The following is a 20930-nucleotide window of genomic DNA, read 5'->3' as shown; positions in this document are numbered from 1 at the left end:
GAATAATTTATTAGTAAATTGTAAAATCGTTTTTTTTTTCGTAAAGAAAAATAAGTTGGCAGCAAGTATTTTAAGATAGAGAAACAACAAAGAAAGGAGTTACAGAAGAAGAAAAAAATCAATGATTTTGACCAGTTTCAAAGACATAGATAAGATAATACAAACGGACATAATTTAACTAGACACGCTGGCCGATCCTATGTTATTTTCTACCGATCAAAATATTTTGAAATTCCGACAATGCAAAATTGGGACAATTGCAATTAGGTTAAGCTAGCGCCTAAACCCAAGCTTGCAAAAGAGCCAATTTACTCACCCGCCTAAGAAGTACAATTAGACTGAAAAACCCTATTTTAACCAACTAAATATGCATTTAACTACAAATGAGTGAAGCATTTATAAATCAATTGGACGAACTTTATACTCGGTATGGTTACGAACCGAGAAAGACTAAACAAACCCGTGTTTATCTTTTTACGAAGAGTATTTACAACGGTGCAGACATAGTAAAAACTGGAACTGACGAAGAAGCAGAAAAGCTTCAAGCTGAATATTCAAAAGGAGGTTATGCGGTAAAAATTAGAGAGTTCAAATCAATAGAAGAAGCAGAAGACACATTGTTTAAAGACTTCTTTAAGGCTGATGGTGTAATTTTTAATCTTAAAAAAAGATATGAGAACTTTGTTCAGAAGTTAATGAATAACCTTCCTGAAAAGGCACAGTATCAATACATCCGTAGCTCATACGATTACACCGAATACAGCCTTGACCAAGATGTTACCCAAACTGTTTCTATTAGTGCCGAAGATGATGGAAATTCTCTTGTTGGTAGGGTTGTGAAACAAATTAATGAGCATAAAGGCCCTTTATTAATAATCATTGAAGCTGCTGCTGGGTATGGAAAGACTTGTACTGCCTATGAAATTCTTCAAAAATTCATTTCGGTCCCAAGTTTTAAACTTCCATTTTTTACAGAGTTATCTAGAGATAGAAGTGCAAAAATATTCAAGCACATTCTACAATTTGAAATTGAAGAACAATTTTCAAATCGTGTAGATTCTAATTTGGTTATTCATCAAATAAAAAGCGGAAGAATTCCGCTTATAATTGACGGTTTTGATGAATTGATAACGAAGGATTTTTCTTTTTCTTCAAACCAATTTGAACAAGTTGAAAGTATGCTTTCAACTATAGTTGACCTTTTAACTGAAAATGCCAAAATCATAATTACCTCACGAAAGACAGCAATTTTCAATAGTGAAGAATTTCATAATTGGATGATTGACCGTGACATAAAATACACACTTGCAAAAGTTACCATTTCAGAACCAAGAATTGAAGATTGGTTACACAAAGAAAGATTAGAAGTAATTCAATCAAATAATTTCCCTGTTGAGCAAATTGCAAACCCAGTTTTGCTTACTTATTTACGATATGTAAAGATTGACGAACTTCAAGAAATGATTGTTGGCGATCAATCCATTGTAAGCAGATACTTTGATTTCCTACTTACGAGAGAGCAAACCCGTCAAAATCTCCTAATTGAACCCGAAACACAACTTCGCATTTTCAGGAAACTTGTTCGTTTGTTAACTGAGTGGGATACAAAATCAGAGACAAAGGAATTCATCAAGGATTTAATTATGGATTATAACAAAACCATCCTTGAAGAAACCAAGCGAAAATACACTCCCGATAAGAGGCCAAGAACAGATCAGTTGGCTGATATACTTTCTAACCACGCTTTTCTTGACAGAAAAGAATCTGGGAAAATAGGTATTGTAAATGAGTTTGTATTGGGAACATTAATTGCCGAAAATCTTACTCTTGGAAAATACCTGCAATACAACAAAAAGTTCTATGACAATATCACCCAGATGTTTGCTTTACTTGCCGTTCAGGCATTTCAAGTTCAACCGAAAGAGAACAAGGAAAAACTTTGGGAAGTATTTAATCAGTTTCCATTCAACTTTGACCCTCAATTCTTTTTCAAGATAGACATTGATTTCAAGAATGAAATTATACGGGACTACAAACTTGCAACACTTAGCGACTTCCATTTAGAAGGCTATTCGTTTACAAGAGAAAACCAATTTGAATCTACCATCTTCACTGGTTGTACATTTAAAGATTGTCAGTTCTCATTGACTGCTTTCAAGAACTCCTCATTCGTAAACTGTTACTTTTATAACTGTGACCTTATTTCTAATGGTGAAGCTTATTCAGACTGTTTTTTCACAGTTTATGGCTGTATAGATGATAATGACTTTGTGAGTAAAGTTTATGAATGTGAAGCAGCACAAGAAGTGGATGAAGTAAACATTGAAAAAGAAATTCTTGACTTGTATTTCAAGAAAGGAAGCCTTAAACCGAGACACAGACAGTTATCACAAATTAAAAACGAATTAACAGATTATGATTTTAAGACAGTAAGCAAATCAATCCATAAACTTGAAAAGGAGGGGTATATTCAATTAAATGGAGACCTGAGTTTCTTAACAAGAACAGGAATTGCACATTATAACGATCAATATAGAACCGTTTAAGAATGATAGACCAATCATTAGAATTAATTGAAAGGCGTTTAAAAACACAACTTGTTCAAGAACTTTCAAGGACTGGTTTATTATTTCGCCTATTTTCAAGAGTAAAAGAGCCGACATCAATAAAAGAAAAGTTCACAAGGAAAACCTATTCCGTAGACGAAAAGAAAATGCAGGATTTAGTTGGTTTTAGGGTAACGACCTATTTCAGTGATGACCTTAAAATTGTTATAGAGCTCTGTAAAAAGCTTTTTGAGGTTGTAGATTTAGAATATGACACACCTAAAGCCGAAGAATTTAAGCCACTAAGAAAGAATATGGTTTGTAGAATGCCTGAAGAACAGAATGGTATTTATCAAGAATTGTTGAGGTCAAGCAATGATTACGAACTAATAGACAATACTTTTGAAATTCAGTTTAGAACAACGCTATCGGAAGGTTGGCATGAAGTTGAGCATTTAATGAGATATAAATGCAAACCTGACTGGGCAGATTTGACAGACGAAAGCAGAATGTTAAATGGAATTTATGCCACACTAGAAACTAACGATCAAGCATTAAAAGCTTTGTTTGACGACATTTCGTATCATCATTACAAGGCAAAAAAATGGGAAGCAATGATGAGAAACAAATTAAGATTACGGTTTAACCTAGAAAATCTGGACGGTGAAATAGTAAGTTATTTAAATGAAAATCCGCAGATTGGAAAAGAGTTCTTCAAACTAGACAGAATTAAAATGATAAACGAGTATATTAACTCAACTTTATCTTTTCCTACAACATTTGATAACTGGATGTTTTTTATAAACTATGCATTCTTAAAAGATAAGTTCATATTGTCTAAAACACCAGAATTTTTAATGGAGGACTTTGAAATGGCACTCAAGGTACAAGTAATAGAATAGCCAATACAAAAATTGAAATCGGCAGACAAAATAAAAGTAAATAGACAAAGACCCTAATACTTAAAAAGATTTACAAAGATGAGTTGTCGTAACAGCAGCTGCAAATAGTCCGTGTTTGGCATTGGAGGTATAAGTAGTAAAACTGGAGTATGGCCATGAACAGATCTTTGTACTAACCGGAAAGGAAAGCGCTTCTTATTCTAATTCACTACTGCGAATACACACAAAACGCTAAATAATTTGTCAAAAGAGCCTGAATTTCAATCAACACTCTAGAGGAAATAAGAATCAAAAAACCTGAATTAAACCAAACCCATGTTCGAACAGACCTTTAAAAATATTGACGATATACTTCACAAAGATGCAGGTTGTGGCAGTGAACTGGATTATGTGGAGCAGACTTCCTGGATTTTGTTCCTTAAATATTTGGATGACCTGGAGAAAGACCGGGCCACAGCAGCCGAACTCACAGGCAAGACCTATACCCCTATCGTTGATGAAGAATACCGTTGGGGCGTTTGGGCAATGCCCCTTCGACAAGGGCAGGGATCAAAAAAAGAACTCGATCATCATAAGGCATTGACAGGGGATGACCTCACTGACTTTGTAAACAACAAACTCTTTCCTTACCTCAAAAAGTTTAAACTAAGTGCCGAGAGTGCCGATACCATTGAATACAAGATTGGGGAGATTTTTAGCGAACTGAAAAACCGTATCCAAAGCGGCTACAACCTGCGGGAGGTGATCAACCGCATTGATGAGTTGCGCTTCCGTACCCATGCAGAGAAGCACGAAATGAGCCACTTGTATGAGGACAAAATCAAAAATATGGGCAATGCAGGGCGAAACGGTGGGGAATACTACACCCCCAGGCCGCTCATTACCACCATCGTGAAAGTGGTGGATCCCAAAATTGGCGACAAAATTTATGACGGTGCAGCGGGTTCTGCGGGCTTTTTGTGCGAGGCATTTGCTTATCTCAATAAACCGGGCCTTTCTTCCAAAGATTGGGAAACCCTGCAAAAGCGTACCTTTTACGGCAAGGAGAAAAAATCCCTGGCCTACATTATTGGTATCATGAATATGATCCTGCACGGTGTGGAAGCGCCCAATATCATCCATACCAATACACTTGCCGAAAACCTGGCCGATATACAGGAAAAAGACCGCTATGATGTGGTGTTGGCCAATCCGCCCTTCGGCGGGAAGGAACGTGCCGAAGTGCAACAAAACTTCCCGATAAAAACAGGGGAGACCGCTTCCCTCTTCTTACAGCACTTCATTAAAATTCTGAAAGCAGGTGGAAAGGCAGGTGTGGTAATTAAAAATACCTTTTTGAGCAATACCGACAATGCCACCGTTGCCATACGCAAAACCTTGTTGGAAAACTGCAATCTGCATACCGTGTTGGATTTGCCCGGTGGCACCTTTACCGGTGCGGGCGTCAAAACCGTGGTGCTGTTCTTCGAAAAAGGTAAAGCCACCCAAAAGGTATGGTTCTACCAACTCAATCCCGGCCGTAATCTTGGCAAGACCAATCCGCTCAACGAAAGCGACTTGGCAGAATTTGTTGAACTGCAAAAGACTTTTGCTGATAGCGAAAACTCTTGGAGCATAGATGTACAGCCATTGCATGCAATGGCTCAACCAACTTACGACCTAAGCGTAAAAAACCCGAACAAAAAAGAAGAAGTAACGCTACGCCAACCGCAAGCCATTTTGGAAGAAATGAAAGCGTTGGACGAAGAAAGTGCTGAAATCTTAAACTCAATTTTGGAACTGATATGAAGCAAGTTTGGGAAATAAAGAAGTTGGGGGAAGTTTGCAAAGTGATTGCAGGTCAATCACCAGAAGGAAAATTTTATAATTCCGAAGGAAATGGAATGCCATTTTATCAAGGCAAAAAAGAATACGGTGAAAAATATATTGGAGAACCAACTACTTGGACAACTAAAATCACAAAAGAAGCAGAAGCAGGTGATATTCTGATGTCCGTCAGAGCACCAGTTGGACCTGTAAATTTTGCTACTCAAATAATTTGTATTGGACGTGGACTTGCTGCGATTCGGGCAGGAAAACAAATTGACAAGGAGTTTCTTTATAACTTCTTGATTAAACACGAAAATGAAATTGAAGGAAATGCAGGTGCGGTTTTCAATTCTATCAATAAAACACAAATTGAAAATATTGAAATCCCCCTTCCCCCTCTCCCCGAACAACAACGCATCGTTTCCATATTAGATGAAGCCTTTGCCGCCATAGCCAAGGCAAAAGCCAATGCCGAACAAAACCTCAAAAACGCCAAAGAACTTTTTGAAAGCTATTTGCAGGGGGTGTTTGAGAATGGGAATTGGGAAACGAAGACATTAAAAGAAGTTGCAAAAGTTTTTGGACGTGGAAAATCAAAACATAGACCAAGAAATTGGGAAGGTTTGTATGGTGGTGATTATCCTTTTATTCAAACAGGTGAAGTCCGTAACGCAAATAAATTCATAACTGAATACACTCAGACATACAATGAAGTTGGTTTAGCACAAAGTAAACTTTGGAAGAAAGGAACGATTTGCATAACTATAGCTGCAAACATTGCGGAAACAGCAATTTTAAATTTTGATGCTTGTATTCCTGATAGTATCATCGGTTTTGAAGTTGACGAGAAAAAAGCCGACTTGAATTTTGCTTATTATTTGTTGCAATATTTCAAAGCAGAATTACAGAAGTTAGGAAAAGGAAGTGCCCAAGACAATATCAATTTGGGAACTTTTGAAAATCAATATTTCCCTTTCCCAACTCTCAAAGAACAACAAACCATCGTCCGCCAATTAGATGCCCTGCGAGCCGAAACACAAAAGTTGGAAGCAGTGTATCAAAAGAAAATTGCTGATTTGGAGGAGTTGAAGAAGAGTATTTTGCAGAGGGCGTTTAAGGGGGATTTAACTAGGAAGGAGGTTGAGGTATGAAGAAAAGACATCCCTTTAAACCCATAATTTTTCAGCATTCCAAATCCATGCTCATTGGAACTTTGCCTCCGGAAACTACTCCCTTTTATTTTTCCAATACTTCAAAAACGAGGCTATGGGATATCCTTTATGCCATAGACAGCAATGAAAGCACTGTTCCAAAGAATAAATACCTGATTTCAGATGTTGAAAAAATTCAAATTTTGAATAACCTATCATTGTCTTTAGCTGACATTATTTTGGAATATGACAGAAGGGATATGAATTCTGTCCAAGACTCAGATATTATCCCATATGCCTATCTTGACATAAAGTCTTTGATTGAGGATTCACAAATCACCAAATTACTTTTTCTCTATAAAAATGCAGCATTGTGGTTTCTCCATTCCCTAAAAGAGGTGGACCCTGTCCCAATCAATCAGATTCGAAATGAAATTCATTCAACAGAATTTCTTACATTTAACTTAAATGGTAGGGATATATCTTGTACTGTTTTGCCCATGCCACTGAATAGAGGTAAAAAAGCTGAGACTATGATTTATAAATTAGGTGTATATAGAGAACTAATTCAGGTTTAGATATTTCGTAATTTTATTAGATGTTTTAGTGAACTAAATTAAAACTAAGGTTTAAAATGCTTTTTTCAGATTCATCCTACAAACTACCTCAAATAGAAGCATTGAGAGGTGTTCAAATTTTAGATTCTGGGACTACCTTGCCTATGATAGTAGATGGAGTTGACAGGGATTTTGGGGATAGAGGTCAGTTTGTGGTAAAGTTTAGGAATGCTAACCGAATGTCCCCAAAATCATCCGCTAGAGAGTTGATTGCGGCTTGGATTGGAATGGAATTAGAGTTACCGGTAGTAGACCCCGTGATTTTGCATGTAAGTCCGGATTTTGTTGAAACCTTAGTCGGCAGAGACGGTTATAAGGCAGCTTCTCAAAGTTTGGGTGAAAATTTTGGGTCCAGATATAGACCCGGTTTTCAGGAATTGTTAGCTGGCCAAAAATTCAGCAATGTCATGGAAGAAATGGCCATGAGGATTTATGCGTTTGATATGCTGATCACCAATCCAGATAGAGGCCATCAAAAGAATAATGTCAATACCAATGGCTCAGAATTTCTTATATTTGACCATGAATTGGCTTTTTCGTATATTTCAATGTTGCCTTTCTTAAGGTCAAAAGAACCATGGGTATTGGTTCCTAATGAGAAAGAACTTTATGCAAAGCACGTGTTTTATAATTACCTTAAAGGAGAAGAAAGAAACTTTGAAAAAATCACTGTAGATTTTGAAAGAATTAATGAGGATTTTTGGAAGAAAGTTGTTGCTTTATTGCCAAGAGATTGGATCACAGATGAAATAAAAGAGATCAGGGATTATCTAAGTGAGATAGGATTAAGAAAAGAAGTATTTGCAGAACAACTGACCCAAACATTACTAGTATGAAAACTTTCTATTATCAAATTCTCAGGTATATACATGACCAGTTTACAGGTGAATTTGTAAACCTTGGGGTTATTATCTACTCACCTAATGATATGTTTCTGAAGGCAAAGGTTACCCAAAGGTATACCAGAATTACTTCTATGTTTCCGGAGGCGAACGGGAAGTATATCATCAGTTCTGCCAGATATTTGGAGAATCAGATCAATCATCAATATGCTCCCAGACTTAACGAACTTTTCCCTCTCTCGCCTAAAATGGAGCACATCACCTCAGAGATATTAAGGAAAGATGATAGTGCGCTTCAATTGACTGATGTCGAAAAGGCCGTAGATATTGAATTGGATGCTGGTTTATTAGGGATTTTCAACTCATTAGTGGAAAAATATTTACCTGAAGAAAAATCAACCAGAATGGCAGATGAGGATGTTTGGAGGAAAAAATACAAAGACTACTTTGACCGCTACAAGGTTAGTGATAGGTTAATTCCGCATGCCATTCAAACCAAAAATGACTTATTCCAATTCGATAAAGCATGGAAAAATGAAATTTGGCATATATACGAACCACTATCATTTGATTTAAAGAAAGAGGAAACTGTAAAAGATAAAGTGTATAGATGGGCAGGAAGGATCAATGAGTTATCAAAGGCCAAAGAACCTTGTGATGTGACATTCATGGTGATGATTCCATCCAAACATGCTAAGCTTGAAAAATTTATTAAAAGCAGTCTTCAAGCCGATTTAGATACCTTGAATATAAAAGTAGTAACGGATTCTCAGGCTGAATTTTTAGCGAAAGAAATTGCTAATCAAATGGAAATTCATGACAGTCATGAGTAAAAGAAATTTTTTTAAATGAACGAAGCAGAAACCAGAGCAGAACTTATAGACCCCAAGCTAAAGGCCTGTGGTTGGGGTGTTGTGGAAGGCTCAAAGGTCCTTCGTGAATACAACATTACAGCAGGTAAAATTCAATCTGGCGGTGGCAGGGGAAAAAGGGAAATCGCCGATTATGTATTGGTTTACAAAGGGATCAAATTGGCCGTGGTGGAGGCCAAGAGTGCTGCGTTGGAAGTGGGTGAAGGCGTAATGCAGGCCAAGAAATATGCGGATAAATTAAAATTAGAAACTACCTACAGCAGTAACGGAGAAGCCATTTACCAAATCTGCATGAAAACAGGCGAAGAAGGTTTGGTGACCGATTTTTTAAGCCCTGAACAACTTTGGGATAAGACTTTTTCTGAGCAAAACGATTGGATTGAGAAATTTGCCAATGTTCCTTTTGAAGATAAAAGCGGGACTTGGCAGTTAAGGTACTATCAGGAAATAGCTGTTCAGAGAACGGTTGAAGCCATTGCACAAGGCAAGGACAGAATTTTACTTACCCTTGCCACCGGAACAGGTAAAACGGCCATAGCTTTTCAAATTGCATGGAAACTGTTTCAAACCCGGTGGACCCTTCAGCGGGACGGTAGCCGCAGGCCCAGAATTTTATTTTTAGCGGATAGAAATATCTTGGCAAATCAAGCATTCAACTCCTTTTCAGCATTCCCTGAGGATGCATTGGTTCGGATAAAACCGAGTGAGATTAAGAAAAAAGGAAGAGTACCTACCAATGGCAGCATCTTCTTTACCATTTTCCAAACTTTCATGAGCGGTACGGATGCAGAAGGAAAGCCTGCTCCGTATTTTGGTGAATATCCGGCAGACTATTTTGATTTTATCATCATTGATGAGTGCCATCGTGGTGGAGCAAATGATGAAAGCAATTGGCGTGGTATTTTGGAATATTTTAGTCCGGCAGTGCAGTTGGGATTAACCGCCACACCCAAGCGGGATGATAATGTAGATACCTACAAATACTTTGGGGAGCCTGTTTACATCTATTCCCTGAAGGAAGGTATTAATGACGGTTTCCTAACACCATTCAAAGTAAAGCGCATCAAAACCACTTTGGATGATTACCGCTACACTTCAGACGATACCGTGGTGGAGGGTGAAATTGAAGAAGGCAAACTCTATGAAGAAAAAGATTTTAACCGGACTATTGAGATTGTAGAAAGGGAAACCAAGCGGGTAAATATCTTTTTAGAGGAAGCCAACCAAAAGGAAAAGGCTATCATTTTCGGTGCGAATCAAGCGCATGCAGCGCTACTCCGTGATTTGGTAAACCAAAATGCTAAGCCTGCCCTGAGCGGAGTCGAAGGGAGTAAAGATCCTTTCTATTGTGTTCGGGTTACCGCCAATGATGGAGAAGAAGGTGAAAGACTGTTGCGGGAATTTCAGGACAATGAAAAAACAATTCCAACCATCTTGACCACTTCACAGAAACTCTCCACGGGAGTTGACGCAAGGAATATTCGCAATATCGTTTTGCTTCGTCCTGTCAATTCCATGATTGAGTTTAAGCAAATCGTTGGACGTGGGACACGATTGTTTGATGGCAAAGAGTTTTTTACCATTTACGACTTTGTGGATGCTTACAAGCATTTCAGTGATCCTGAATGGGATGGGGAACCCTTAGAGCCTGAAACCAAAGAGCCCAAACCTTATCCAGCAGCTGGGCCAAGTGAACCGCCCGTCCTTGCAGACCCTGAAGAACCAAAACTTAAAAAGAAGAAGATTAAAGTTAAGCTTCGCAACGGAAAAGAAAGAGAAATCAAACACATGGTTTCAACTTCGTTTTGGAGTGCAGACGGCAGACCCATATCAGCAGAAGAATTTTTGAATAACCTGTTTGGTGAATTGCCCAAACTTTTCAAAGACGAAGAAGAACTACGAAAACTTTGGAGTAATCCGATGACCAGAAAAACCTTGTTGGAAAATTTGGACACGGCAGGTTTCCCAAAAGATGATTTACTGACTTTACAAAAGTTGGTGGATATGGAAAATAGCGATCTGTATGATGTGCTGGAATACGTTTTCAATGGTGACTATATTGCCATGACCCGAGAAGCAAGAGCCAAAGCAGCCAAAGCCACTATTTTTGCTTTGCTCAATGACAATCAAAGGGAATTTATCTCCTTTGTTTTGAGCAAATACATTGAAACAGGTGTGGAGGAACTCGACCAGGAAAAACTACCCATCCTATTGACAAACAAATATCAATCATTGGAAGATGCAAAAGAAGTTTTGGGAGATGTGGCAAACATCAGCAGACTGTTTATAGAATTTCAAGAGCACCTTTATAGTCAGAAAGTGGCGTAGAGTTAGCCCATTAACGACATGTTTGAAACGAAATATGCATTAAAATTTCCACGCCTCGGCGCTCAAGTTATTACGATTACATCCGCTGCGGCTAGAATTCAATCGTTTTTTTTGTACTCTTCCTGATACCCACCGGGACAGGCCACAACCAACTCTAAAGCATAATCCAGGTTTTTTAAAACTATGAAAACGCTGGAAAAACTTTTACTTGGTGTCGGCACAGTTTATTACAGGTTTGGTCTTGAGCGATATCCGGCTCAACCATGGCATGAAATGGGCGATTTATTTTTACGACCCATAAATCTTGAAAGGCTTTTCAAACCAAGACTATTTGGTATAAGCACCTGAAGAATAAGTGAGTTCATAACTGTGGCTATATACTTCAAACACTACGCCAAAAGGATCTTCCACATAACACATGCGATAGGGTTTTTCCCCAGGGTAATATTCCCTGATGGGCATCCGCTGTTTCCCTCCATGGGCCACAATTTTTTCCACCAATCCTTCAATATCAGGGTCCTGAACGCAAAAGTGGAAGAGACCTGTTTGGAATGGGTTGAATTCAGGTTTTTTAAAGGCTGTTTTGGGAAAAGAAAAAAGTTCGATGCCTACCCCATCAGAGGTGGATAGGTGGGCGATTTCAAAATATTCCCAGCCCTTTCCAAACACATCCAGGCACATTATTCCTATGGCTGTTTCGGTTTCTTCTTCCACCCTGCTAGGTTCCATGATGACGTACCAGCCCATTACTTCTGTGTAAAATTTTACGGCTTGATGGATATCCGGAACAGTGATGCCGATATGGGAAAAGGATCTGGGGTAGGTATTGGTCATGGTGAATCTGATTTAATTTAAGGCTAAATTATCAAAATCTCTTTCCTTAACCATTCAAACCACGGCTTTTTTCAAAACCCCAACAAATCCTCATCCACCATTTTCAAAAGCCTCTAAAAAAATTATTTGATATTATCCGATTAATTAAACGGATAAGTTAAGAGTAAAACATAGAAATTTCTTGGTCCATTTTTATTTTTAGCTAAGTTTTAAGTTTGATCTAAAATTTTTTACAAGATGAGTGTTAAGATATTTCCTTCTGCCATTACCCATCAAACTGTAGAGGTGTATGATTCCCGGATAAGTGTCAGGTCCAAGGTGATTTATCTGATTTTGTTGGGGATGTTAATTGCTGCTGTCGCCGCTTTGCCACTGATCTACGTGGATGTTGCCGTTCAGTCCAGAGGTACTTTTCAATCTGCGCTTCAGCGAAATGCTCTGATGAGTTCCGTTGGTGGACGATTGGAGAAATGGAGCCTTGCTGAAAACCAAAAGGTCAAAAAGGGGGATGTCTTGGCCATTGTCAGGGCTGAAGTGGTGCAGTTGGAAATGAATGGGGTGGCTGAAAGATTGACGCTTTTGGATGATTTCATTGCCGACTTGGGGAGCTTGCTCAATCTGAATTTCGAAGGCCAACAGGTTGCTTTAATACCGCTCAAATCCAAATATTATCAGGCATCACTCTTGGAGTTTCAGACCAAAATCCACAATCAGGCCGCTTTGCTGGAAAAGTTGGAACGGGATTTTGATCGTGCTCAATTGCTTTTAGACAGCAAGTCCATTGCCTTTGCTGACTATGATAATACCGAGGTCCAGTACAAGCAAGCAATCACTCAGATGGAATTGCTCAAAAAGCAGCAGGTCAACCAATGGGAACAGGAGCTGATCAACCATCAAAACGAGAAAATGCGCCTGAAAAATCAGATGGATGTTTACTCCGAACAGATGGACCAATATAAAATCATCGCCGGGACCAATGGTACTTTGATCAATGTCCTCAACTTAAATGTGGGGGATTTTATCCATCCACAGCAGAAGTTGGCCGAAATCTCACCGGATACTACCGTAATAGCTGTCACCTACATTTCGCCAGCGGATATTGCTTTTTTGGAAATTGGGCAGGAAGTGGTTTTTCAAGTGGATGCCTATAACTACAATCAATGGGGAGTGGCCATGGGTAAAGTCATAGACATTGCGGATGACCTCACTTTGATTAACGAAAGGGAGGCAGGTTTTTTGGTCACCTGCGCTTTAGATACTCGTTTTTTGACTTTGTCCAGCGGACAGGAAGGATATATAAAAAAAGGGATGACTTTCAATGCACGCTTTGTAGTCGCAAGAAGGTCCTTATTCCAGTTGCTTTATGATAAAGTGGACAACTGGCTCAATCCTCAGGTTCAATAACCATCTTAATTTTTATCATCATGGGTATTAAAATCAAACAAAGGGACATTACCGATTGTGGGGCAGCATGCCTGGCCTCGGTGGCCGCACATTACAAATTAGAAATGCCTGTGGCCAAAATCAGGCAAATGGCCTCTACAGATCAAAAAGGCACGAATATTCTGGGCCTCATTGAAGCCGCGACAAAAATGGGTTTTTCCGCCAAAGGGGTCAGGGGAGAATTTGACGCATTGAAAGAGGTGCCCATGCCGGTAATTGCCCATGTCATTGTGAAAAAGGTACTGCACCACTTTGTGGTACTGTATAAAGTGACAGACAAAGGGGTAGCATACATGGATCCGGGAGATGGGCAAATCCATAAAGTCAGTCCTGATGCATTCAAAGAAATGTGGACGGGTGTATTGGTGCTTTTGATGCCCAATGATGAGTTTAAGGCCATTAACCAAAAGGTGAGTACCTGGAGCAGGTTTTGGTATTTGGTCCGCCCTCACCGAGGGGTGATGTTTCAATCTTTGGTAGGTGCGGTCATCTACACCATTTTGGGTTTGTCCACCTCTATTTATGTACAAAAAATCATCGACCATGTATTTATAGGCAGGAATGTCAACCTCCTCAACCTGCTTTCGGTGGCCATGATCGTTTTGCTGATTTTGCAGATTGTCATTGGGGTTTTTAAAACCCTGTTTATCATTAAGGTTGGCCAGCGGATCGATGCACGTCTGATTTTGGGCTATTATAAGCACTTACTGACCTTACCTCAACGGTTTTTTGATACCATGAGGGTAGGCGAAATTATTTCAAGGATCAATGATGCTGTAAAAATCAGGGCATTTATCAATGATGTGTCCATAGGGTTCTTGGTGAATATTTTTATAGTGCTTTTCTCATTTGCTCTGATGTTTACTTTTTATTGGAAACTGGCATTGGTGATGCTACTGGTAATTCCTTTGTATGCGTTGATTTATTGGATTACCAATCGGCTCAATAAAAAGATTGAAAGGAGGTTGATGGAAGAATCTGCAGAATTAGAATCCCAATTGGTGGAGTCCATAACGGCAGCAGGTACCATCAAGCGCTTTGGTGCAGAAGACCATGCCAATATCAAAACCGAAATCAGGTTCGTGTCCTTGTTGAGGACTGTTTATCAGTCTGGTATGAACAATATTTTTTCCGGTACCTCCTCTGAAACAGTATCCAGGCTGTTCACCATCATCCTTTTGTGGGTAGGCGCAGGCTATGTGCTGAAAAATGAGATCACTCCGGGGGAACTGATGTCATTTTATGCTTTGACAGGTTACCTGACAGGACCGGTTTCCAGTCTAATTGGCATGAACAAAACCATTCAAAATGCCTTGATTGCTGCAGACAGGTTATTTGAGATCATGGACCTGGAAGTGGAAAGTGCAGACGAAACATTTCCTCTAAAGAAGGAGGCTGTGGGTGATATACAATTCAAAAATGTAAGCTTTCGATATGGTTCCAGGGCAAATGTCTTTGATAACCTGAGTTTGGTTTTCCCAAAAGGGAAAATATCGGGCGTTGTGGGAGAAAGTGGTTCGGGAAAAAGTACCTTGGTCTCCTTGCTTCAAAACTTATATCCCTTACAGTCTGGGAACATTTACATTGGAGAGCATGATATCAAGTTTATCAACAATGCAAGTTTGCGGCAAATCGTATCGGTAGTTCCCCAGCGTATTGATCTTTTTGCGGGGAATGTATTGGAGAATATTGCATTGGGGGATTACCAACCGGATATGCAGAAGATTGTGAGTATCTGCAATAAATTGGGCATGATGGGGTTTATCGAAAGCCTTCCCAATGGTTTTGGGACTTATTTGGGAGAAAATGGGGCTTCCCTCTCCGGAGGCCAAAAACATCGGATAGCCATTGCGAGGGCACTTTACCGTGATCCGGAAATCCTGATATTGGACGAGGCCACGGCTTCTTTGGATCCTGATTCAGAGCAATTTGTGCAGCAGACCATCAGAATGTTGGCGAGGGAAGGGAAAACGATCATTTTTATTACCCATAGGTTGGCTGCAGTACAGGACTTTGACAGACTTTATGTTTTGGATAAAGGCAAGCTGATTGAAGAAGGTACGCATGCGGAGTTATTGACTCAGGAAGGAAAGTATTTTGAGATGATCAGGAAGCAGTTGGTGGTGCTTTGAAATTGTACCAAGTACCAAGTACGATGTACCATGTATTCAGTACAAAGAATGATACATATAACAATTCACTCAACCGACCAATCACTCAATTAACCAATCACAAAGAAACTTAATGAACCATTAACCTTTAACTAATACTACTATGGAATTTATCAGACAAATAGAAAGGCTACAGTTAATGAACAAACTTATTCGGGAACAAAGGACAGGAAGTCCTGAAGATCTTGCAGAAAGGCTTGGGGTGAGCAGAAGGCAATTGTATGTGTATTTGGAGTACCTGAAAGATATGGGGGTGGATATTCAATTCTCCAGGAGATTAAACAGCTTTGTATTCGCTTGTGAAAAGCAGGTGTATATAGATTGGCGGTTTGAAATTTTAGAACCTGCTGAAATGCGAAAGGCAATGGGAGGGGCTAGGCTTTTAACGGCTATCCCTGTTTTATTTTTTTCAAATTGCTGATGGTTGCGAGGGTTTTACTATTATCGAATTTTAACTATTTTGCTAATACTTAAATTTTAAAACATGAAGACACTTGAAAAACTTTTAACCTTCTTAAAAGCCCCTTACCGTGCTGAATCGTACAGCAACCTTAAGACGGGGGATTTGCTTTACCTATTAGTAATCACACTGGTCGTGGTGATACCCTATGCGCTTATATTGGAATGGGCGGGAATGGATCAGTTTGATCATAAATTGATGGAGATTTTGGAAAAGAATAAATGGTTGGTTGCGGTGCTTGCCATATTTTTTGCTCCAATTCTGGAAGAGCCGGTGTACAGGTTACATTTGGATCTGAAAAAATCTTCTATTCTCTGGAGTTTGGGTTTATCGCTTTTGTTGATAAACAGTGTATGGTACCCATTGGCCCTATTGTGGATTTACTTGATTTACCTTTATGTGAAAGTCAATCAAGGCCAACAGCCCAACCTGAAGTTTGTGGTCTATTTTTCAGCGGCTATGTTTGCCCTGGTCCATATGGCCAATTTCACTGATTTTGATTATGGGAAGTATTTTTATTTAGTGCCTATTTTGGTTGGAGGGCAGTTTGTTATAGGTTTGGTTTTAAGCTATATCCGCTTGAATCATGGCATGAAATGGGCGATTATTTTCCATGGGCTATATAATGCTGTGCTGGTTATTCCGGCGATTTATATTTATGAACCATAATTTTTGAAAATATTTTTTCTGTGCTGTTTTTATGCACGGAGCGAGGGTAATTTAGATCTATGATCAGTTGACGGGAACCATGCTAGCTAAGAATCCGGCAGGCTGAGATTGGGAAAACCCAGCGCCCGGCAAAGGTTGGGAGAAAAAATGAAAATTGTTTAAATTATGGAAAAGTTTAGAGAATTGAGTTTTGAGGAGAGTTTGGAAGTTGAGGGGGGAGTATGGCCCGTTATCTGGGTAGGCATTAAATGGTTAGCAGGAGGAATTGCAACAGCAGCAGCAGTTGAATTAGTAACTGAGGGTTGGGATTCAGCTGTAAATGACTTTAATGAAGGTTATGATGAAGTAAGAAATAATAATTAAATTATATGGAAGAGTTAAATGAAATTGAATTAGAAGAAGTTTATGGTGGTGGGGAAGTTATTAAATGGTTCGGAAAAGTTTATGCCCATTTCCTAAATTCAGTTGATAAGCAAATTGAAGACACTTACAAGAAGGTTATGGTTCAGGGTCAAATTATTGCTGATTAAATTTAAAACTATTGCTGAGTTGGGAATAAACAATTCCTAACTCAGCAAAATTTCTATTGACAAACTATGTGGAAAAGTCTAGTGAACCTCGTTTTAGCAATATTATTGTTGATTTTTCAATCAGATTTAAATGATTTGATAGGAAGAAATATAATTTATTTAGCAACCCCTACAACCTTTTCGTTCGTTTTCTTTTTGATATATCGGGACTCGAAAGAAAGGTCCTTTACTTATAATTTAATTACATTTCTAGTCATTTTCGGTTTGATTTATTTAATATTTAATTATAAACAGAGTAGTTTTTATTTTATCAATTTTATTTTTTCCCTGATAATAACTGGTTTTTATGTGTATTTTCAAGATAAGATTTTACCTGAATCAATTATGGTAAAAAATTCTAAAAAATAATTCATATTATATTTATAAAATACCATACTTTTTTACTTTCCAAGTCCTAAATAGGGCGGATTTGTTTATCAAAAAGATATACCGGGACTTTATTTTGGGGAATTAATCAAGGTCAAATTTCTGATAACTAAGTGTTATCAATTACATTGATTTCTAAATTATTAAAACCGATCGCTATTTTTTTTAGAATTAATTCAAATTAATTATATGATCGAAGGAATTGCTGTCCTTGGGATTTTGGTGGGCCTAGTTTTAAGCACCCACGGGATTGCGGTGCTTTTTGCCAATAGGAACAACCTGATGGATTTTGTTGGCTTGCTTATCGACAAAAATCACCTTAGGGTCATTGCGGCCTTTTTGATCCTTGTTTTGTTCTTTTTGCGGGACTGACCTTGTTGAATGTCAAATCGAATCTGATTTCAATCGAAAGGGCTTTTGATCTAAGCGCTTTGCTGAAAACTGTTCCGTCTGAATTGTCATCGGTAATATTTGAGGAGTTTGTTTTCAGGGTTTTTATTTTTTCCAGTTTGTTCTATTTCACAAGGAAAAAAGCAGCTGCTTTAGTACTGACTGCATTGCTTTTCTCCTTTGCACATTTTCCTGATAATTATTTAGAAGTGCTCAGCTACTTTCTTGGAGGGATCATGTATGGCTATGCTTTTTTGAAATTCCAGACGGTATGGGTACCCATAGCCATCCATTTTTTTTGGAACTTCATCCAAGGACCTGTATTGGGTTTCCCTGTTTCCGGAATGGAACAGGAGGGGCTACTTAAGCTTGAGATTGTTCCCGACATGTTTTTTAATGGAGGGGATCAAGGCCCGGAAGGAAGTATTTTGGGGATTTTACTACGCTTGGTGATTATTTTGACGATCTATTTAATTCCAAGGGTTTCTGAAAATCATGGATTTTTAAAGTTTAAAGAAAATACATGAATAAGCTTTCTGCCAACTCAATTATTTTCCTTAGATAAATAAAGTGGGTTTAAGGAATTTTCAAAACCCCAACAAATCCTCATCGACCATCTCCGGCAGCGTCACTTTCAATCCAGGTGTTCTCTCCATCTCTCTTTTTATCGCAAACAAAGCCTCCTCATTTCTGGCCCAGGCCCTGCGGGAAATGCCGTTGTTGACGTCATAGAACAACATGGACTGGAGTTTACGATTGGCTTCTTCAGTACCATCGAGCAGCATGCCGAAACCTCCATTGATCACTTCGCCCCAGCCTACGCCGCCGCCATTATGAATGGAAACCCAAGTAGCTCCACGGAAACTGTCACCGATCACATTATGGATGGCCATATCGGCGGTAAACTTGCTCCCATCATAGATATTGCTCGTTTCCCGGAAAGGTGAATCCGTGCCGCTGACATCATGATGATCCCTTCCCAAAACAATGGGAGCAGAAAGTTCTCCTGAGGCAACAGCCTTGTTGAAAGCTTCTGCGATTTTGATCCGACCTTCGGCATCTGCATAGAGGATTCGGGCCTGTGAACCCACTACCAACTTATTTTTTCCTGCTTCTTCTATCCATTGGATATTGTCCTGCATCTGTTGTTGGATTTCGATAGGGGCTGAAGCTTTAATCTCCCTCATGACTTCAAGCGCAATCTGATCGGTTTTTTCCAGGTCTTCCGCCTTTCCCGAAGTACATACCCAGCGGAATGGGCCAAAACCATAATCAAAACACATAGGCCCCAAAATATCCTGTACATAGGAAGGATAGCGGAAGTCAATACCATTTTCAGCCATCACCTCGGCCCCGGCACGGGATGCTTCCAATAGGAAAGCATTGCCATAGTCAAAGAAATACATGCCCTTGGCCGCATGACGGTTGACCGCAGCGGCATGGCGGCGTAGGGATTCCTGTACCTTGGTTTTGAAAGTTTCCGGGTCATTGGCCATGAGTTCATTGGATTCCTCGAAACTCAAACCCACAGGATAATATCCCCCGGCCCAGGGGTTGTGCAGGGAAGTCTGATCGGAACCGAGTTCTACGGTGATATTTTCCTCGTCAAACTTCTCCCATACATCCACTATATTGCCCAGATAGGCAATGGATACTACTTCTTGGTTTTTCTGAGCTATTCGTATCCTTGAAACCAATGCATCCAAATCATCTATCAATTCATCTACCCAACCTTGTTCATGTCTTTTGAGAGCGGCTTTGGGGTTAACTTCTGCACAGACGGTGATGCAGCCTGCGATATTCCCTGCTTTGGGTTGGGCGCCTGACATGCCTCCCAAACCTGCGGTCAGGAAAACCTTTCCTTTGGGGTTGATAGCTGCCCCTAGTTTTTTTCTGAAAGCATTCATCACCGTGATGGTTGTACCGTGCACAATTCCCTGCGGACCTATGTACATATACGAACCTGCGGTCATCTGTCCATACTGGGTGACGCCGAGTGCATTGTATTTCTCCCAATCATCCGGCTTGGAATAGTTCGGGATCATCATGCCATTGGTGACCACGACCCTAGGGGCATCCTTGGAAGAAGGGAAAAGGCCCATGGGATGACCGGAGTACATGTGGAGGGTTTGCTCGTCCGTCATTTCGGATAAGTACTGCATGGTAAGCAGGTACTGTGCCCAGTTTTGGAACACAGCCCCGTTTCCCCCGTAGGTAATCAGTTCCTGTGGATGTTGGGCCACAGCCGGGTCTAGGTTATTTTGGATCATCAGCATGATGGCAGCTGCCTGTTGGCTTTTGGCAGGATATTCCGAAATCGGCCTGGCATACATGGCATAATCCGGCATAAAGCGATACATGTAGATCCTGCCATACACCTGCAATTCCTCAAAAAACTCCTTAGCCAATTCCGCATGCCAAACCTTCGGAAAATACCGCAATGCATTCCTCACCGCCAACTTTTTCTCCTCTATGCTCAAAATATCCTTTCGCTTAGGGGCATGGGAAAAATCAGGGTTTGGCTGCTTTTTAGAAGGTAGGGAGGAGGGGATGCCTTGGGTTATGGATTTTTGGAAATTCATGGTTTTTTATTAGGTTATTTTGAAGGGTATTTACTAACGGATATTGGTAGATACTTTGAGATATTAGCTGCGCGATATTGGATATTTACTTTGTGATATTGTTGGATATTATTTGATATTGGCTTCGCGATATTTTAGGAAGATATTGATTGATATTAGCTTCGCGATATAAATCGATATGAATTAATATTTGCTTTGATAAATTCTGTTCTATTTTAAATAGGCTATATCTGAATTCTTAAATGAGTTTGTGTGGTAGGTGGAATTCAATATCCATCAATATCCAATATCCACTAATATCTAGTTTATGCCATCCACCAATATTTAAGAGTATAAGTTTTTAAACCTCAACCCCCTT

General features: G+C 39.4%; 18 protein-coding genes. 16 read left to right on the top strand and 2 right to left on the bottom strand.

Annotated features, from left to right (window positions below):
- The first annotated feature begins 383 nt into the window (after nucleotides 1–383).
- The 8 genes from B879_RS16185 to hsdR all read left to right on the top strand — a co-directional run bounded on the left by B879_RS16185 (nucleotide 384) and on the right by hsdR (nucleotide 11067).
- On the top strand, nucleotides 384–2546 hold the full coding sequence (locus tag B879_RS16185; RefSeq protein WP_009186290.1) for an NACHT domain-containing protein: 2163 nt from the start codon (nucleotides 384–386) through the stop codon (nucleotides 2544–2546).
- A gap of 2 nt (nucleotides 2547–2548) precedes the next feature.
- Complete coding sequence (locus B879_RS16180) at nucleotides 2549–3448, top strand: RelA/SpoT-related domain-containing protein (protein ID WP_009186289.1); 900 nt, start codon at nucleotides 2549–2551, stop codon at nucleotides 3446–3448.
- A 315-nt stretch (nucleotides 3449–3763) separates the two neighbouring features.
- Nucleotides 3764–5236, top strand: coding sequence for a type I restriction-modification system subunit M (locus tag B879_RS16175; protein WP_009186288.1), 1473 nt, complete (start codon nucleotides 3764–3766; stop codon nucleotides 5234–5236).
- Nucleotides 5233–6408 carry a restriction endonuclease subunit S gene (locus B879_RS16170; RefSeq protein ID WP_009186287.1) on the top strand — a complete coding sequence of 392 codons (1176 nt, stop codon included), beginning with the start codon at nucleotides 5233–5235 and terminating at the stop codon, nucleotides 6406–6408. Before B879_RS16175 ends, B879_RS16170 begins: the two co-directional genes overlap by 4 nt.
- Complete coding sequence (locus tag B879_RS16165) at nucleotides 6405–6986, top strand: uracil-DNA glycosylase family protein (RefSeq protein ID WP_009186286.1); 582 nt, start codon at nucleotides 6405–6407, stop codon at nucleotides 6984–6986. The genes B879_RS16170 and B879_RS16165 overlap by 4 nt, the downstream gene beginning before the upstream one ends.
- Before the next feature lie 56 nt (nucleotides 6987–7042).
- Nucleotides 7043–7861, top strand: a complete 819-nt coding sequence (locus B879_RS16160; RefSeq protein WP_009186285.1) for a HipA family kinase — start codon at nucleotides 7043–7045, stop codon at nucleotides 7859–7861.
- The gene (locus B879_RS16155) at nucleotides 7858–8700 is read left to right on the top strand and encodes a DUF3037 domain-containing protein (RefSeq protein WP_009186284.1); all 843 of its coding nucleotides are present in this window, start codon (nucleotides 7858–7860) and stop codon (nucleotides 8698–8700) included. The genes B879_RS16160 and B879_RS16155 overlap by 4 nt, the downstream gene beginning before the upstream one ends.
- A gap of 15 nt (nucleotides 8701–8715) precedes the next feature.
- Nucleotides 8716–11067 (top strand): EcoAI/FtnUII family type I restriction enzme subunit R, encoded by a 2352-nt coding sequence (hsdR, locus tag B879_RS16150; protein ID WP_009186283.1) that lies wholly within the window; start codon nucleotides 8716–8718, stop codon nucleotides 11065–11067.
- A 327-nt stretch (nucleotides 11068–11394) separates the two neighbouring features.
- On the opposite strand, the gene B879_RS16145 is transcribed toward hsdR, so the two are convergent.
- Entirely contained in the window at nucleotides 11395–11901 is a 507-nt protein-coding gene (locus B879_RS16145) for a lactoylglutathione lyase family protein (RefSeq protein WP_009186282.1), read from the bottom strand.
- A 237-nt stretch (nucleotides 11902–12138) separates the two neighbouring features.
- Between B879_RS16145 and B879_RS16140 the strand changes: the two genes are divergently transcribed.
- The 8 genes from B879_RS16140 (at nucleotide 12139) to B879_RS21890 (ending at nucleotide 18517) form a co-directional block, all read left to right on the top strand.
- A complete protein-coding gene (locus B879_RS16140; protein ID WP_009186281.1) occupies nucleotides 12139–13305 on the top strand; it encodes an HlyD family secretion protein in 1167 nt (388 codons plus the stop codon).
- Between the two features lie 20 nt (nucleotides 13306–13325).
- Nucleotides 13326–15476, top strand: coding sequence for a peptidase domain-containing ABC transporter (locus tag B879_RS16135; protein WP_009186280.1), 2151 nt, complete (start codon nucleotides 13326–13328; stop codon nucleotides 15474–15476).
- A gap of 142 nt (nucleotides 15477–15618) precedes the next feature.
- Entirely contained in the window at nucleotides 15619–15936 is a 318-nt protein-coding gene (locus B879_RS16130) for an HTH domain-containing protein (RefSeq protein ID WP_009186279.1), read from the top strand.
- Between the two features lie 63 nt (nucleotides 15937–15999).
- A complete protein-coding gene (locus B879_RS16125; protein ID WP_009186278.1) occupies nucleotides 16000–16644 on the top strand; it encodes a CPBP family glutamic-type intramembrane protease in 645 nt (214 codons plus the stop codon).
- A 165-nt stretch (nucleotides 16645–16809) separates the two neighbouring features.
- The gene (locus B879_RS16120) at nucleotides 16810–17007 is read left to right on the top strand and encodes a class IIb bacteriocin, lactobin A/cerein 7B family (protein ID WP_009186277.1); all 198 of its coding nucleotides are present in this window, start codon (nucleotides 16810–16812) and stop codon (nucleotides 17005–17007) included.
- 5 nt (nucleotides 17008–17012) lie between these two features.
- Complete coding sequence (locus tag B879_RS22665; protein WP_009186276.1) at nucleotides 17013–17174, top strand: hypothetical protein; 162 nt, start codon at nucleotides 17013–17015, stop codon at nucleotides 17172–17174.
- Between the two features lie 615 nt (nucleotides 17175–17789).
- Nucleotides 17790–17972 (top strand): hypothetical protein, encoded by a 183-nt coding sequence (locus B879_RS16110; RefSeq protein ID WP_009186274.1) that lies wholly within the window; start codon nucleotides 17790–17792, stop codon nucleotides 17970–17972.
- Nucleotides 17973–18031: 59 nt separating this feature from the next.
- On the top strand, nucleotides 18032–18517 hold the full coding sequence (locus B879_RS21890) for a CPBP family intramembrane glutamic endopeptidase (RefSeq protein ID WP_157231657.1): 486 nt from the start codon (nucleotides 18032–18034) through the stop codon (nucleotides 18515–18517).
- A 60-nt stretch (nucleotides 18518–18577) separates the two neighbouring features.
- Here B879_RS21890 and hutU read toward each other — a convergent pair whose 3' ends face one another.
- Nucleotides 18578–20572 (bottom strand): urocanate hydratase, encoded by a 1995-nt coding sequence (gene hutU, locus B879_RS16100; RefSeq protein WP_009186272.1) that lies wholly within the window; start codon nucleotides 20570–20572, stop codon nucleotides 18578–18580.
- Between the last annotated feature and the right edge of the window lie 358 nt (nucleotides 20573–20930).

Origin of the sequence: Cecembia lonarensis LW9, assembly GCF_000298295.1 — a bacterium.
Taxonomy (GTDB): Bacteria; Bacteroidota; Bacteroidia; order Cytophagales; family Cyclobacteriaceae; genus Cecembia; species Cecembia lonarensis.
This window is presented reverse-complemented; position numbering and strand designations above follow the sequence as displayed.

Coding starts and splice junctions, on each gene's coding strand:
- B879_RS16185 (WP_009186290.1), top strand. CDS start 384: ATGAGTGAAGCATTTATAAATCAATTGGACGAACTTTATACTCGGTAT.
- B879_RS16180 (WP_009186289.1), top strand. CDS start 2,549: ATGATAGACCAATCATTAGAATTAATTGAAAGGCGTTTAAAAACACAA.
- B879_RS16175 (WP_009186288.1), top strand. CDS start 3,764: ATGTTCGAACAGACCTTTAAAAATATTGACGATATACTTCACAAAGAT.
- B879_RS16170 (WP_009186287.1), top strand. CDS start 5,233: ATGAAGCAAGTTTGGGAAATAAAGAAGTTGGGGGAAGTTTGCAAAGTG.
- B879_RS16165 (WP_009186286.1), top strand. CDS start 6,405: ATGAAGAAAAGACATCCCTTTAAACCCATAATTTTTCAGCATTCCAAA.
- B879_RS16160 (WP_009186285.1), top strand. CDS start 7,043: ATGCTTTTTTCAGATTCATCCTACAAACTACCTCAAATAGAAGCATTG.
- B879_RS16155 (WP_009186284.1), top strand. CDS start 7,858: ATGAAAACTTTCTATTATCAAATTCTCAGGTATATACATGACCAGTTT.
- hsdR (WP_009186283.1), top strand. CDS start 8,716: ATGAACGAAGCAGAAACCAGAGCAGAACTTATAGACCCCAAGCTAAAG.
- B879_RS16145 (WP_009186282.1), bottom strand. CDS start 11,901: ATGACCAATACCTACCCCAGATCCTTTTCCCATATCGGCATCACTGTT.
- B879_RS16140 (WP_009186281.1), top strand. CDS start 12,139: ATGAGTGTTAAGATATTTCCTTCTGCCATTACCCATCAAACTGTAGAG.
- B879_RS16135 (WP_009186280.1), top strand. CDS start 13,326: ATGGGTATTAAAATCAAACAAAGGGACATTACCGATTGTGGGGCAGCA.
- B879_RS16130 (WP_009186279.1), top strand. CDS start 15,619: ATGGAATTTATCAGACAAATAGAAAGGCTACAGTTAATGAACAAACTT.
- B879_RS16125 (WP_009186278.1), top strand. CDS start 16,000: ATGAAGACACTTGAAAAACTTTTAACCTTCTTAAAAGCCCCTTACCGT.
- B879_RS16120 (WP_009186277.1), top strand. CDS start 16,810: ATGGAAAAGTTTAGAGAATTGAGTTTTGAGGAGAGTTTGGAAGTTGAG.
- B879_RS22665 (WP_009186276.1), top strand. CDS start 17,013: ATGGAAGAGTTAAATGAAATTGAATTAGAAGAAGTTTATGGTGGTGGG.
- B879_RS16110 (WP_009186274.1), top strand. CDS start 17,790: ATGATCGAAGGAATTGCTGTCCTTGGGATTTTGGTGGGCCTAGTTTTA.
- hutU (WP_009186272.1), bottom strand. CDS start 20,572: ATGAATTTCCAAAAATCCATAACCCAAGGCATCCCCTCCTCCCTACCT.